General features: G+C 61.1%; 10 protein-coding genes and 1 pseudogene. 4 read left to right on the forward strand and 7 right to left on the reverse strand.

The window, feature by feature from the left end; translation table 11 throughout:
- The first annotated feature begins 97 nt into the window (after positions 1–97).
- The gene (gene yjiA / locus GIW04_RS18710) at positions 98–1,054 is read left to right on the forward strand and encodes a GTPase (protein ID WP_003194306.1); all 957 of its coding nucleotides are present in this window, start codon (positions 98–100) and stop codon (positions 1,052–1,054) included.
- 189 nt (positions 1,055–1,243) lie between these two features.
- Here the strand turns inward: yjiA and glyA are convergent, their stop codons facing one another.
- Both glyA and GIW04_RS18720 read right to left on the reverse strand, forming a co-directional pair.
- The gene (glyA, locus tag GIW04_RS18715; protein ID WP_003194304.1) at positions 1,244–2,497 is read right to left on the reverse strand and encodes a serine hydroxymethyltransferase; all 1,254 of its coding nucleotides are present in this window, start codon (positions 2,495–2,497) and stop codon (positions 1,244–1,246) included.
- A gap of 235 nt (positions 2,498–2,732) precedes the next feature.
- The gene (locus tag GIW04_RS18720) at positions 2,733–6,584 is read right to left on the reverse strand and encodes a sensor domain-containing protein (protein ID WP_120248808.1); all 3,852 of its coding nucleotides are present in this window, start codon (positions 6,582–6,584) and stop codon (positions 2,733–2,735) included.
- A gap of 285 nt (positions 6,585–6,869) precedes the next feature.
- Here GIW04_RS18720 and ettA point away from each other — a divergent pair, with 285 nt between their 5' ends.
- A complete protein-coding gene (ettA, locus tag GIW04_RS18725; RefSeq protein WP_003194297.1) occupies positions 6,870–8,534 on the forward strand; it encodes an energy-dependent translational throttle protein EttA in 1,665 nt (554 codons plus the stop codon).
- Between the two features lie 66 nt (positions 8,535–8,600).
- Here ettA and GIW04_RS18730 read toward each other — a convergent pair whose 3' ends face one another.
- A complete protein-coding gene (locus GIW04_RS18730; protein ID WP_120248809.1) occupies positions 8,601–9,530 on the reverse strand; it encodes a LysR family transcriptional regulator in 930 nt (309 codons plus the stop codon).
- 95 nt (positions 9,531–9,625) lie between these two features.
- Between GIW04_RS18730 and GIW04_RS18735 the strand changes: the two genes are divergently transcribed.
- Both GIW04_RS18735 and gdhA read left to right on the forward strand, forming a co-directional pair.
- Positions 9,626–10,819: an MFS transporter gene (locus tag GIW04_RS18735; RefSeq protein WP_120248810.1), complete on the forward strand. Its 1,194-nt coding sequence runs from the start codon at positions 9,626–9,628 to the stop codon at positions 10,817–10,819.
- Between the two features lie 303 nt (positions 10,820–11,122).
- Positions 11,123–12,460 carry an NADP-specific glutamate dehydrogenase gene (gene gdhA, locus GIW04_RS18740; protein ID WP_003194280.1) on the forward strand — a complete coding sequence of 446 codons (1,338 nt, stop codon included), beginning with the start codon at positions 11,123–11,125 and terminating at the stop codon, positions 12,458–12,460.
- Here gdhA and GIW04_RS18745 read toward each other — a convergent pair.
- The 4 genes and pseudogenes from GIW04_RS18745 to GIW04_RS18760 form a co-directional block, all read right to left on the reverse strand.
- Positions 12,457–12,954, reverse strand: a complete 498-nt coding sequence (locus GIW04_RS18745) for a GreA/GreB family elongation factor (protein ID WP_120248811.1) — start codon at positions 12,952–12,954, stop codon at positions 12,457–12,459. The genes gdhA and GIW04_RS18745 overlap by 4 nt on opposite strands.
- 163 nt (positions 12,955–13,117) lie before the next feature.
- Positions 13,118–13,474, reverse strand: coding sequence for a hypothetical protein (locus GIW04_RS18750; protein ID WP_120248812.1), 357 nt, complete (start codon positions 13,472–13,474; stop codon positions 13,118–13,120).
- Between the two features lie 198 nt (positions 13,475–13,672).
- Positions 13,673–13,810: pseudogene (locus GIW04_RS18755) on the reverse strand (restriction endonuclease); the annotation flags it as partial.
- Positions 13,811–13,834: 24 nt separating this feature from the next.
- Positions 13,835–13,938: transposase domain-containing protein (locus GIW04_RS18760; protein ID WP_156422911.1), on the reverse strand; the 104-nt coding region annotated here is incomplete at its 5' end.

A 13,938-nucleotide genomic window follows, 5' to 3' on the forward strand; every position in this document is an offset into this window, starting at 1 on the left:
GACGCAAGCACCGAGTTGTCTGCATCGCAGGCAAGCCAGCTCCCACAGGGGCCTTTGCTCCCACATTTGTTTCTGTGTTTCTTCAAGGAGAATCTCTTTGTCCTCTCCCATCCCCGTTACCATCCTCAGCGGCTTCCTCGGCGCCGGCAAGACCACCTTGCTGCGCCACCTGCTCAAAGCCGAGCACGGCTTGAAAATCGCCGTGATCGAAAACGAATTCAGTGACGCCGGTATCGACACCCAACTGCTGGGCGACGAGCCGGTGCAAGTGATGACCCTGTCCAACGGCTGCGTGTGCTGCACCATCCACACCGACCTGACCAAAGCCCTGTACCTGCTGCTGGAACGCCTGGACAGCGGCGAGATCGCCTTCGATCGGCTGGTGATCGAATGCACCGGCCTGGCCGACCCGGCGCCGGTGGCCCAGACCTTCTTCATCGACGAAGAACTGCGCGAGCGCTATATCCTCGACGGCATCATCACCCTGGTGGATGCGGCCCACGCCGAGCATCACCTGACCCAGACCATCGCCCAGGCCCAGATTGGCTTTGCCGACCGCCTGCTGGTGAGCAAGCGCGACCTGGTGGACGATGCCGCCTTCGAGGCCCTCAGCCAGCGCCTCACCCGCATCAACCGCCGTGCGCCGATTCGTGTGGTGGACCACGGCAAGATTGACCTGGCCGAGTTGCTGGATGTGCGCGGCTTCAACCTCAACGCCGGCATGAGCCTGCGCCCGGTGAATGCAGCGCCTTCGGTCGACCGCATTTCCAGCCTGGTACTGCGCACCGACCAGCCGCTGGATATCGACCGCCTCAGCGAGTTCATGAACGAACTGCTGGAAGATCATGGCAAGCAACTGCTGCGCTACAAAGGTGTGTTGAATATTGCCGGGGAAGACCGGCGCATGGTGTTCCAGGGCGTGCTGAAGCTCTATGGCTTCGACTGGGATACCGAATGGGCCGAGGGCGAAGTGCGCGAAAGTGTCATTGTGTTTATTGCCGATGAGTTGCCCGAAGACAAAATTCGCCAAGGCTTTGAGCGGGTCTACCAATAAACCCGGCTTGAAATGCACTCCAATGTGGGAGCTGGCTTGCCTGCGATAGCGGTGGGGCAATCACTGATGGGCTGACTGCAAAACCGCCATCGCAGGCAAGCCAGCTCCTACACTTGACCCTGTTTCAAATTGAAATCGGCATAAAAAAGCCCGGCTCATGAGCCGGGCTTCTTATTCACGCAACTGCCATCAAGCGCCGTATACCGGCAGCTTCTTGCAGATGGCCTTGACCTTCTCACGTACCGCGTCGATCACGGCTTCGTTGTTCAGGTCTGCCAGGATGTCGCAGATCCAGCCTGCCAGTTCCTTGCACTCGGCTTCCTTGAAGCCACGGGTGGTCACTGCCGGAGTGCCGAAGCGCAGGCCGGAGGTGACGAACGGCGAACGTGGGTCGTTCGGCACGGAGTTTTTGTTCACGGTGATGAAGGCTTTGCCCAGGGCAGCGTCAGCATCTTTACCGGAAATGTCCTGCTTGATCAGCGACAGCAGGAACAAGTGGTTTTCGGTACCGCCGGACACCACGTCAAAACCGCGCTCGATGAACACGCTGGCCATGGTCTTGGCGTTCTTGACCACTTGCTGCTGGTAGGTCTTGAACTCAGGCTGCAGTGCTTCCTTGAAGCAGATCGCCTTGGCCGCGATCACGTGCTCCAGCGGGCCACCTTGGGCGCCCGGGAAAACGGCGGAGTTGAGCTTCTTCTCGATCTCGGCGTTGGCACGCGCCAGGATCAGGCCGCCACGTGGACCGCGCAGGGTCTTGTGGGTCGTGGTGGTGACCACGTCAGCGTAAGGCACTGGGTTGGGGTAAACGCCCGCAGCCACCAGACCGGCCACGTGGGCCATGTCCACGAACAGGTAGGCACCGACCTTGTCGGCGATTTCACGGAACCGTGGGAAGTCCAGGATCTGCGAGTAGGCAGAGAAACCGGCCACGATCATTTTTGGCTTGTGCTCAACCGCCAGGCGCTCGACTTCGTCGTAGTCGATCAGGCCGTTGGCATCGATACCGTACTGAACGGCGTTGTACAGCTTGCCGGAGGACGAAACCGTGGCGCCGTGGGTCAGGTGACCGCCGTGGGCCAGGCTCATGCCCAGAATGGTGTCGCCGCCTTGCAGCAGGGCCAGGTACACGGCGCTGTTGGCTTGGGAGCCGGCATGTGGCTGGACGTTGGCGTAATCGGCGCCGAACAGCTCTTTTGCACGGTCGATGGCCAACTGCTCAACCACGTCGACGTACTCGCAGCCACCGTAGTAGCGCTTGCCTGGGTAGCCTTCGGCGTACTTGTTGGTCAGAACCGAACCTTGAGCCTCCATCACCGCAGGGCTGGTGTAGTTTTCCGAAGCGATCAGCTCAATGTGCTCTTCCTGGCGCACGGCTTCTTGCTCCATGGCGGCGAAGAGATCGGCGTCGTACTTGGCAATAGTCAAATCACGGCTGAACATGGCGGTCCTCAAGGATCGGGGGCAGAAAAGGAGGGCATTCTAACCCAATGGGTTTTAGATGGCATATGAAAGGACATCATGTCGCGGACAAGTGGTTTTCACTCAGCCCCTGATCGTTCCCACGCTCTGCGTGGGAATGCATCCCGTGGCGCTCTGCGTCACATTTAAAAGCGGACGCAGAGCGTCCAGAATTGCGTTCCCACGCGGAGCGTGGGAACGATCAGGGACGGCACTTTCAGTCAAACATGAACAGCGCATCATTACTGAACTGCACCTCAAACCGATTCGCCGGCATTGGCCGCCCGAACAGGTAGCCCTGCACCTCATCACAGCCATGCTCACGCAGGAAGTCCAACTGCTCATGGGTTTCCACCCCTTCGGCAATCACCGCCAGGTTCAGGCTGTGGGCCATGGCAATGATCGCCCGGGCAATCTGCGCGTCCTGCTCACCCGAGGGCAGGCCGTCGACGAAGGTGCGGTCGATCTTCAGCACATCGATGGGGAATTGCTTGAGGTAGTTGAGCGATGAATAGCCGGTGCCAAAGTCATCCACCGCGATGCTCAGGCCCAGGTTCTTCAGGCTGGCGAGGATCTGCAGGGCTTCGTTGACTTCACGCATCAGGATGCTTTCGGTCAGCTCCAGCTCCAGGCACGCCGGCGGCAGGCCAGTGTCCTTGAGGATGGTGGCGATGCGCGTGCCCAGTTGGCCGTCGGAGAACTGCCGTGCCGAAATGTTCACTGAGACTTTAGGCACGCGCACTTTGTTCTGATGCCAGGCCTTGAGCTGGCGGCAGGCTTCGCTGATCACCCAGTCGCCGACATCCACCACCAGCCCGAGTTCTTCCAATACGGGGATGAAATCCCCAGGCGGCACCAGCCCGCGGCGCGGGTGGCGCCAGCGCAGCAGGGCTTCGGCGCCGGTCAGGCGTTTGCCGTCGCCGCTGAATTGCGGCTGGTAATAGAGCACGAATTCGTTCTGGTCCAAGGCGTGGCGCAGGTCGCTTTCCAGCTCCAGGCGCTCCAGGGCGCTGGCGTTCATGTCGGCCTGGTAGAACTGGAAGTTGTTCTTGCCGCGTTCTTTAGCGTGATACATCGCCGTGTCGGCGTTTTTCATCAATTGGCTCAGCTCGTTGCCGTCTTGCGGGCTCAGGGCGATGCCGATACTGGCGGTCACGAAGAACTCGCGGCCCTCCAGCACAAAGGGTTTGACCAGGCTGGCGAGGATCTGCTCGGCCACATGAATGGCGCGGTTCAGCGCCATTTCACGGCTGACTCGCGGTTGCAGGAGCAAAGTGAATTCGTCGCCGCCCATACGCGCCACGGTGTCGTCCTCGGCCACACAGCCGAGCAGGCGCGTGGCCATTTCCTTGAGCATACGGTCGCCGGCGGCGTGGCCGAGGGAGTCGTTGATCGGCTTGAAGCGGTCAAGGTCGAGGAACATCAGCACCACCCACGACTTCTGCCGTTCGGCGGACTGCAACGCGGTGTGCAGGCGGTCCTGGAACAGGGTGCGGTTGGGCAGGTGGGTCAGGGCGTCGTAGTAGGCCAGACGGTGGATGCGCTGCTCACTGGCCTTGCGCTCGCTGATATCGCTGAAGAAACACACGTAGCTGGCCAGGTCGCCTTCATCGTCGAACACCGCGGTAATGCCCACCCAGGCCGGGTAATGCTCGCCATTGCGGCGCTTGAGCCACACTTCACCTTCCCAGGTGCTGTGCTGATGCAGCTGTTTGAGTACATAACGCAGATGGGCTTCCTGCTGCTCGTCGACGGTGAGCATGTTCGGCAATTGGTCGAGCACATCCGCCACTTCATAGCCGCTGACCCGGCTGAACGCCTCGTTGGCCTGCACGATGTAGCCGGCCGGGTCGGTGATCAGGATCGCCGAGGTGGAATGTTCGAACACCGTGGCCGCCATGCGCAGGTCTTTTTCGGCGCGGCGTTGCTGGCTGATATCGCGGCCCACGCCGAGGATGCCTTCAAACCCGCCATGCTCATCCCACACCAGCACCAGGCGCAGTTCTATCGGCACCTTGCGCCCGTCGGCGCGCAGGCAGTCGAACAGAAACAGTTGGGTCTGGACTTCATCGCGCAAGGTGTTCAAGGCGTCGGGGTTGCCGAGGGCGCGGCTGACCTGTTCCATCAGGTTGTAGATGCCGGTCAACTGCTGAGGGTTGGCAACGATCGACTGCCAGCCGTTCTTGAACACCCAGTCCACGTCATAGCCCAGGACGGTGTTGACCGATGGGCTGATGTAGTTGAGGGCCAGTTGGCTGTCGGTGGAGCAGATCACGTCGCTGATGCTTTCGGCCAGCATCCGGTAGCGCTGTTCACTGTCGCGCAGCGATTCACTGGCCTCGATCTGGTCGGTGATGTCCTTGGCCACGCCGATGATCCGAGTGACCACCGTAGACGTATCCCGGGCTAGGGCCTGTTCGCGGATATCGAAGCGGCGCCACTGGTTATTGCGGTGACGAAAGCGCAGTTGGCAGTGCAGTTGGGTCGTATAAGCGGCTTGGCGTTGCTGCTGGCGCAAGTCGTGGTAATGCTCGGCGTCTTCGGGGTGCAGCAGGATTTCCCAGAAGTACTCACCCATTTGCTGCAGTTCGGCCTTGTTGTAGCCCAGGGTGTGGCCCAGATGGTGGTTGCTGAAAATCATGCGCTGGCTGATCACGTCTTGCACATACAGGTGATCGGGCACCGTGCGCACCACATCCGACCAGAAGCTTTCACGCTCCACCAGCGACAGCTCGATCAGCTTGCGGCTGGTGATGTCGCTGATGCTGAGGATCACCGCCTTGACGTCATCTTGCTGCTCCGGCAAACGCATCACCAGCCACAGGTACTGTTCGTTGCCGGCCACGTCGTTGAGCTGGATTTCCAGTTCCAGCTGCTTTTGCCGGGTCAGTACGGCTTCCAGCACCTGATAGCCGATGGACGTGGCATTGCGCGGGCAATCGTCGATCAGGCGTTCCCAGGCCTGCTCGCAGGACGCGACGTTCAGCAGGCGCACGGCCATCTGGTTGACCTCGGTGACGCGCAACTCCTTGAGCAGTTGCTTGCGCTGCGTGGGGTTGGCCTGCAACCAGGCGTGCAACTGCTCGCGGCTTTGCACCTGGGTTTTGTCGCAAAACGCCTTGAGCCCCGACAGGTCCAGCACGCACAAGGCCACGCCGGTGCCTTCGAAGATGTCCTGATAGCGCCGCCGGCCTTCATTCACCTGGCGTTGGCGGCGGCGCATGTTGAGCAGCACGATCACCGGGATCAGCGAAAACGCCAGGCCGAGCAGGCACTTGCCGATAAAGGCCGGCAGCAGTTGTTCCAGCACCGCGCTACGGTCAAACATGCCGCGCAGTTGCCAATCGCTTTTGCTTAAAGGCGTGACCAGCACACTGCGGTTCAACTCTTCCGGCGTCAGGGCGCCGGACCACTGCGCCGGCATCCCGCTGTCACGGCTGACCACACGATGGTTCAGGCTGTTCTCGATCGCCCACATCGGGCGCTGGCCCTGGACATCCTGGCGCGTGAGGTTGGCCAGATAATTGGGCGCCAGGCGCAAGGCCCAGTACACTTTGGAGCCACCGCTGGGTTGGTGCAGCAACAGATAGATGACCGTGCCGTCATTGTCGTTGCTCAGGTAGTAGGACTGGGCGTGACTGCGCTTGACCAGGTCTTCGAGCAGGGCACTGTCTTGGCTGCCTTCGGCAGTGTCGCTGATCAGTGCGCCGCTGGGGGCGAGCAGGGCGAAGCTGCGCAGGTCTGGCAACGAGCGCTGCAAGGTGCGCATCAGGGCCTGCTGCTGTTCGGCATTGCGCGGCGGCTCGACAATCGGCAACAGGTTCAGGGCGATCTGTGCGCTCAGGGCCATGTTCTGGCTGATTTGCTCGGCCAGGTCGGCGCTGTAGTCGATGGTGTATTGCTGTTGGTTTTTCTGGTTTTGCTGCAGTTGGTCAAGCAACTGCCAGAACAACAAGGCGAGCAACAGCAGGACAAGCGTCGCCAACGCGCCTTTCAAGGTGCCGTGCAGGGGCGCTCCCGGCGCAATATGAGCGGCGCGCAAGGGCGTGGGCGGCGTGACGTTGGACAAACTGTGATCCTGCGGTTTGGCTGGACTGGCGCGCGACGTGCACTATAAGCCGGACGCCCGAAGGGCGGCTAGCATGCCTTGAGTTGTGGCAAAGTGCCAGTCCTGCCTGGCTGGACTGCCCCAGCGCATTCAGGTAGCTTTGCCGGTTACGCGGGGGCGTTCCAGCCCCAGACATTCAGGCTTTTTTTGCTCGCTGGCATTGATGATAGTCAAAGGCCCGCGCGGCGCATGGCCTGGCACGGGCTTCGTCCGCTTAATTCATCAGTCACTGACGCTAGGTTCACCATGGCTCAATACGTCTTCACCATGCATCGGCTGGGAAAAGTTGTTCCGCCGAAGCGGGAAATCCTGAAAAACATTTCGCTGTCCTTCTTCCCTGGCGCCAAGATCGGCGTGCTCGGCCTCAACGGTTCGGGTAAGTCCACCCTGCTGAAAATCATGGCAGGCGTCGACACCGAGTTCGAAGGCGAAGCCCGCCCGATGCCGGAGCTGAACATCGGTTACCTGCCGCAAGAGCCGATCCTGGACCCGACCAAGACCGTGCGTGAAGTGGTCGAAGAAGCCGTCAGCGTGATCAAGGACGCCCAGGCCCGCCTCGATGAGGTGTACGCCGCCTACGCCGAACCGGATGCCGACTTCGACAAACTGGCCGCTGAACAGGCCAAGCTCGAAGCGATCCTGCAAGCGGGCGATGGTCACAACCTGGAGCGCCAACTGGAAGTCGCCGCCGATGCGCTGCGCCTGCCAGCCTGGGACGCCAAGGTCGAGCACCTGTCCGGTGGTGAGAAGCGCCGTGTGGCCCTGTGCCGCCTGCTGCTGTCGGCCCCTGACATGCTGCTGCTCGACGAACCGACCAACCACTTGGACGCCGATTCCGTCGCCTGGCTGGAGCACTTCCTGCACGATTTCCCGGGCACCGTGGTTGCGATCACGCACGACCGTTACTTCCTGGACAACGTCGCCGGCTGGATCCTCGAGCTCGACCGCGGCGCCGGTATCCCTTACGAGGGCAACTACTCCGGTTGGCTGGAAGCCAAGTCCGACCGTCTGGCCGCCGAATCCAAGCAGCAATCGGCCCACGAAAAAGCCATGAAGGAAGAATTGGAATGGGTGCGCAAAGGCGCCAAGGCCCGCCAGTCCAAATCCAAGGCCCGTCTGCAACGCTTTGAAGAAATGCAGTCGCAAGAATTCCAGAAGCGCAGCGAGACCAACGAGATCTACATCCCGGCCGGTCCGCGCCTGGGTGACAAGGTCATCGAGTTCAAGAACGTGACCAAAGGCTATGGCGACCGCGTGCTGATCGACAACCTGTCGTTCGCCATGCCAAAAGGCGCGATCGTCGGCGTTATCGGCGGTAACGGTGCGGGTAAATCCACGCTGTTCCGCATGCTGATGGGCAAGGAAACCCCGGACTCCGGCAGCATCGAGATCGGTGACACCGTGCAACTGGCCTGTGTGGACCAGAGCCGCGACGACCTCGACGGCAGCAAGACGGTGTTCCAGCAGATCTCCGACGGTTCCGACCAGATCCGCATCGGCAACTATGAAATCCCGTCGCGCACCTACGTCGGCCGTTTCAACTTCAAGGGCGGCGACCAACAGAAGTTCGTCAAGGACCTGTCCGGTGGTGAGCGTGGTCGCTTGCACCTGGCCCTGACCCTGAAAGAGGGCGGCAACGTCCTGCTGCTCGACGAACCGTCCAACGACCTCGACGTTGAAACCCTGCGTTCCCTGGAAGAAGCCCTGCTGGACTTCCCGGGCGCCGCCATTGTGATCTCTCACGACCGGTGGTTCCTTGACCGCGTCGCGACCCACATCCTGGCGTACGAAGATGACTCCCAAGCGGTGTTCTTCGAAGGCAACTACACCGAGTACGAAGCCGACCGTAAGAAGCGCTTGGGTGAGGCCGCTGCCCAGCCGCACCGTGTGCGTCACAAAAAGCTGGCCTGATGCTGCAATAGCCGCAGCAGCCTGTTGAAAAAATACCCCTCACGCAGGGGTATTTTTTTGCCCCCGTTATGCCGGAAGCGTCGTGGGCGCCAGGGCCGGGCGGCTGCGCAGCAATTCTTCGACCACCCCCATAAACGCCTCGACCAACAGTGAGCGTGACTGCGAGCGTGTGAGTATCAGCAGGTGTACCCAGGCTTCGGGGTCTGCCAAGGGGCGGTAGACCACACCTTCCCTGGCCAGGGTGCGGGTGCACTGGGGCACCAGCGAGACACCTTGGCCTGCCGCCACCAGGGCGATGATCGAGGTGATCTGGCGCCCCGCTGGGCCCGGGCGCAGCGCCAGGCCGCGGCGTTGATACAGGTGCTCGATGGAGCCGTTGAGGCCCGAACCGTAATCGCTGGGAAACAGAATCAACGGGTACTCACTGAGCTGTGCGAGGGTGACTTCGTCCTGCTCCGCCAGCGGGTTGTCGCTGCAAAGCGCCGCCACCAGCGGTTCTTGCCCCAACGACAAAGCCTCGACGCCGGTTTGCCCGGCCTCCGGCAGCAGGCGGCTCATGCCGACGTCGATGCGCCCGTCCAGCACGTGCGTGTGCAGGCTGCCGGAAGCGCTCTCCACCAGGGTCAGTTGCACATCGGGAAAACGCTGGGCGAAGGCTTGCAGGGTTTGGCTGAAGAGTTCCGACAACGCGATCGAGCTGGCATAGCCTACGACCAGTTGGCCAGTCGAGCCGGCAGCCAGCTTGGCGGCGATGTCTTGTGCAAGCCTGGCGTGCTCCAGCGCTGCGCGGGCATACGGCAAAAAGTGCTGGCCCTGGGCAGTCAGTGTGACCGTGCGACTGGTGCGGTCGAACAGGCGAAAGCCAAGCTCGGTTTCCAGGGCCGAAATCTGCCGCGTCAGGGGCGGCTGGGCAAGGTGCAGGCGCTGGGCTGCGCGGCCGAAGTGCAGCTCTTCGGCGACCGTCAGGAAGTACCGTAACTTGCGTAGATCAAGCATTCTGTTTCCTGGGTATTGATCGGTCCGAATTCGGTATTGGTGTTCCCTGCGCTGGGTATTCTATAAACATCCTCGACTATAAGACGAGAGGCCACATGAACCCGCGCATGCATCACGCCCGCTTCGCCGTGTTCCTGTGTGGCTGTGCGGCGTTTCTAAATCTTTATGCGACACAGAGCATCCTGCCTGCGTTTGCCGAAAGCTTCCAGGTGAGTGCCCGACAGGCAGGGTGGAGCATCACGGTGACCACGTTGGCCGTGGCGTTGACCGCGCCGTTTGTCGGGCGCCTGACCGGCCGTTTCGAGCAGCGCACGGTGATTGCCGTGGCTGCATTGCTGCTGGCGCTACCGACGCTGCTGACGGCCTATGTGGACAGTTTTGCCGAGCTGCTGGTGTGGCGTTTTGTCGAAGGGATGTTGATTCCCGTGGTGTTCGCCACCAGCGTGGCCTACATCGGCGATCGCTGGCGCGCGGCCAGCGTTACCGAGATCACCAGTTTGTACGTCGCGGGGACGGTGCTCGGTGGGTTTGCCGGGCGCTTTGTCTCGGGTGTCATGACCCAATATGTGGGCTGGCGCGAAGCCTTCGAACTGTTGGCGGTGATCAGCCTGCTGGTCGGCCTGCTGATTGTGTGGCTGTTGCCGGCCAATCCGGTGGCGCGGCCCGGCGTCGCGGCCGTGGGCACGCACGGGGTGCGCCGGCTTCTGCGCAAACCCTTGCTGGCGGCCTATGGCGTCGGTTTCTGCGTGCTGTTCTCACAAGTCGCAACCTTTACCTATGCCGGGCTGTATCTCAGCCAGGCCCCGTTCAACCTGGGCGCCGCCGCCTTGGGCACTTTGTATGCGGTGTTCCTGCTGGCGCTGGTGGTCATTCCTATTGCGGGGCGCTTGAGCAAATCGCGCCCACAATCGCAGTTACTGACCGGCGCTGTGGCGCTCGGCATCTGTGGCTCGGCGCTGACATTGTTGCCGTCCCTGTGGCTGATCGTGCTGGGGCTGGCCCTGAGCTCGACCGGCGTATTCCTGGCGCAGGCATCCGCCAATGCGTATATCGCCACCACGGCAGGCCCTGACAAATCCGGCGCCGTGGGGCTGTACCTGACCGGCTATTACCTGGGCGGCAGCGCTGGCGCCGTGGTCCCGGCCATGCTCTGGAATCAATGGGGCTGGCCGGGCTGCGTGGCGTTGGTCGCAGGTTTTCAGCTGTTGTCGCTGGCGATTGCCCTGCTGGGCTGGAAACCGGTAACGCCCCAGGCCCTGATCGCCGGACAGCGCGGCAAGCCAGCCTGATTTTTCATCCAATAAAGGACTATGCATCTGTAACTGCACCACCGCTATCGCAGGCAAGCCAGCTCCCACATGACCGGTGTACTCGATCAAATGTGGGAGCTGGCTTGCCTGCGATAACGGCCTACCTGTTGGTGCAAAACTCAGAGTGAAATCCCCATTTAAGGGCAGAAAATGGGAGTTATTTATACTTGTTGCACCATTTAATTTCATAAAGGCGACATTTCGCCCTGTCGCGGTGCGAAACGAATTGATAAAGTCCGGCTCATTCTCTGTTTAACAACAATCAATTTGCCGAGACTTTTCATGACCGAATCCGTCGACTCCTTCCTTGCCCGCCTCAAGAAACGCGACCCGGACCAACCGGAATTTCACCAGGCTGTAGAAGAAGTCCTGCGCAGCCTGTGGCCCTTTCTTGAAGCCAACCCCCGTTATCTGACCTCGGGCATCCTGGAGCGCATCTGCGAGCCGGAGCGCGCGATCACGTTCCGGGTATCGTGGGTGGATGATCACGGCAAGGTTCAGGTCAATCGCGGTTTCCGTATCCAGATGAACAGCGCCATTGGGCCCTACAAAGGCGGCTTGCGCTTTCACCCTTCGGTCAACCTGGGCGTGCTGAAATTCCTCGCCTTCGAGCAGACCTTCAAGAACTCCCTGACCTCGCTGCCCATGGGCGGCGGCAAAGGCGGCTCGGACTTCGACCCCAAGGGCAAGAGCGACGCCGAAGTGATGCGCTTCTGCCAGGCGTTCATGAGCGAGCTGTACCGCCACATCGGTGCGGACGTGGACGTACCGGCCGGCGATATCGGTGTGGGCGCACGGGAAATCGGCTTTCTGTTCGGCCAGTACAAACGCTTGAGCAATCAATTCACCTCGGTGCTGACCGGCAAGGGCATGACCTACGGCGGCAGCCTGATTCGCCCGGAAGCCACTGGTTTTGGCTGTGTGTATTTCGCCGAGGAAATGCTCAAGCGCCAAGGCCAGCGCGTCGAAGGCAAGCGGGTGGCGGTGTCCGGCTCCGGCAACGTGGCGCAGTACGCGGCGCGCAAGGTCATGGACCTGGGCGGCAAGGTGATTTCCCTGTCGGACTCCGAAGGCACCCTGTACGCCGAAAGCGGTTTGACCGAAGAACAATGGTCGGCGCTGCTGGAGTTGAAGAACGTACAGCGCGGGCGTATCAGTGAACTGGCCACACGTTTCGGCCTGGAGTTCCGCAAAGGCCAGACGCCTTGGGAGCTGGCCTGCGATATCGCGCTGCCCTGCGCCACCCAGAACGAACTCGACGCCGACGCTGCGCGCACCCTGCTGCGCAACGGCTGCCTCTGCGTGGCCGAAGGCGCGAACATGCCGACCACGTTGGAGGCTGTGGATATCTTTATCGACGCGGGCATTCTGTTTGCGCCGGGCAAGGCGTCCAATGCCGGTGGTGTGGCGGTGAGCGGCCTGGAGATGTCGCAGAACGCCATGCGCCTGCTGTGGACTGCAGGGGAGGTGGACAGCAAGCTGCACAACATCATGCAGTCGATCCACCATGCCTGCGTGCATTACGGTGAAGAAAACGGCCGCATCAACTACGTCAAGGGCGCGAACATCGCGGGCTTCGTGAAAGTGGCTGACGCGATGCTGGCCCAAGGCATCGTTTAGATCTCGGGTTCGACGCGTAACACTTCGATCAACTGATCGCCGGCGGGGCGCTGCCACAGCACCTCGTCGCCCACCTGGGCTCCCAGCAAGGCACGGCCAAGGGGCGACCCCCAGTTGATCAAGCCTGCGCTGGCATCGGCCTGGTCTTCCCCGACTAACTGGATGCGCTGCTGTTCGTCCTGCTCGTTGGCGAACGTGACCCAACTGCCGATCTGTACCTTGTCGGTGGACGTGGCCGGCGCGACTACCTGAGCGCTTTGCACCCGTTGGTTGAAGTAACGCAGATCCCGCTCAAGGTCAGCCTGACGCTGTTTATCAGCCTGTTCGCCCTTGGCGGCTTCGTCGCTGTGCTCCCCTTGCAACTGTGCCACCCTGGCCTGCAACTGCGCCAACCCTTGCGCGGTCAGGCGGTTGGGCTGTTCGCTGACCTGGCGCTCCACCGGCTGATCGGCCTGGGCCGCCGCGTTATCTTCATTTACAAAAGCTCTGCTCATGGCGTTCTCCTTCCTATGGAAGTTGGGCCACGTACGCGGGCTGATCGTTCCCACGCTCCGCGTGGGAACGCATCCTGTGACGCTCCGCGTCACGACCTCGCGAGCGGACGCGGAGCGTCCAGGGCGGCATTCCCACGCGGAGCGTGGGAACGATCAGCGTCGATCAGCGCGAGCGATAGGCTTTGGCAGCGTCGCGATCTTTTTCCTGCTGCCAATCGTGTTCGCGGTCGTCCCTGCGGTTTTCCTCGTAGTCACGCAATTCCTGATTCTCGCGCATGGCCTTGCACTGACGAAACCCGTCTTCCCAACCTTCGGCGTATGGCCGGTCTTTAAGGTAGCGCGGCACATTCTTGCGAAACGCTCCGGTAATCACGCCAGCGGCCTGGCGACCACTGCTGCAACCGTCATCAAAACCGTCGGCGAAGGCCGGTGGATAACCTTTGGCCAGTAATTCCTGATGGGTTGACTGGCAACCCGACAACCCCACCACCGCGCACAGCATGACCGCATACCGCCACATGGCGTACTCCCTGGCCGGTTAACGGCTGATAAGGAGAGTCTAGAAGGGGATTTGTTGGGGGGGTGTGAAGAAAAGGTGAGAAGGGTGTTTGGTTCACTCGCCGTTCGAAGTCGACGCTGTACCTATGGAGATGGAGCAATCTGTCTTGCCATAGGTACAGGGTGTGGGGTCGCGCTAATACGAGCCTGCTTTCAGGTGTCAGTCGTAATAACCCACTGTCTTTTTCAGTTGATCGGCGTATTCGTAAATCTCATCGATGGACGAAATCGCATGCCGCGTTTCATTTTTTTCCTCGTCGAATATCCCGAGGTATTTCTGGCTGCGATTGAAGTGAAGAGTAAGCGTCCAGCCGCCCCACCTTTACTCAGGTTGAGGCGCGAGGGGTAATAGCTCATCGATCCGGCTGTTGGGCCAGCTGGGTAGTTTTTCCAGCGTATCCTTGAGCCAAGCGGCGGGTTCGATGC

The organism is Pseudomonas sp. PA-4-8C, assembly GCF_021606625.1.
Classification (GTDB): domain Bacteria; phylum Pseudomonadota; class Gammaproteobacteria; order Pseudomonadales; family Pseudomonadaceae; genus Aquipseudomonas; species Aquipseudomonas lactis.

Bases quoted from the DNA above. Each gene is read 5' to 3' on its own strand.
- GIW04_RS18730 (WP_120248809.1), bottom strand. From the start codon at position 9,530: ATGCTTGATCTACGCAAGTTACGGTACTTCCTGACGGTCGCCGAAGAG.
- ettA (WP_003194297.1), top strand. From the start codon at position 6,870: ATGGCTCAATACGTCTTCACCATGCATCGGCTGGGAAAAGTTGTTCCG.
- GIW04_RS18750 (WP_120248812.1), bottom strand. From the start codon at position 13,474: ATGTGGCGGTATGCGGTCATGCTGTGCGCGGTGGTGGGGTTGTCGGGT.
- GIW04_RS18735 (WP_120248810.1), top strand. From the start codon at position 9,626: ATGAACCCGCGCATGCATCACGCCCGCTTCGCCGTGTTCCTGTGTGGC.
- gdhA (WP_003194280.1), top strand. From the start codon at position 11,123: ATGACCGAATCCGTCGACTCCTTCCTTGCCCGCCTCAAGAAACGCGAC.
- GIW04_RS18745 (WP_120248811.1), bottom strand. From the start codon at position 12,954: ATGAGCAGAGCTTTTGTAAATGAAGATAACGCGGCGGCCCAGGCCGAT.
- glyA (WP_003194304.1), bottom strand. From the start codon at position 2,497: ATGTTCAGCCGTGATTTGACTATTGCCAAGTACGACGCCGATCTCTTC.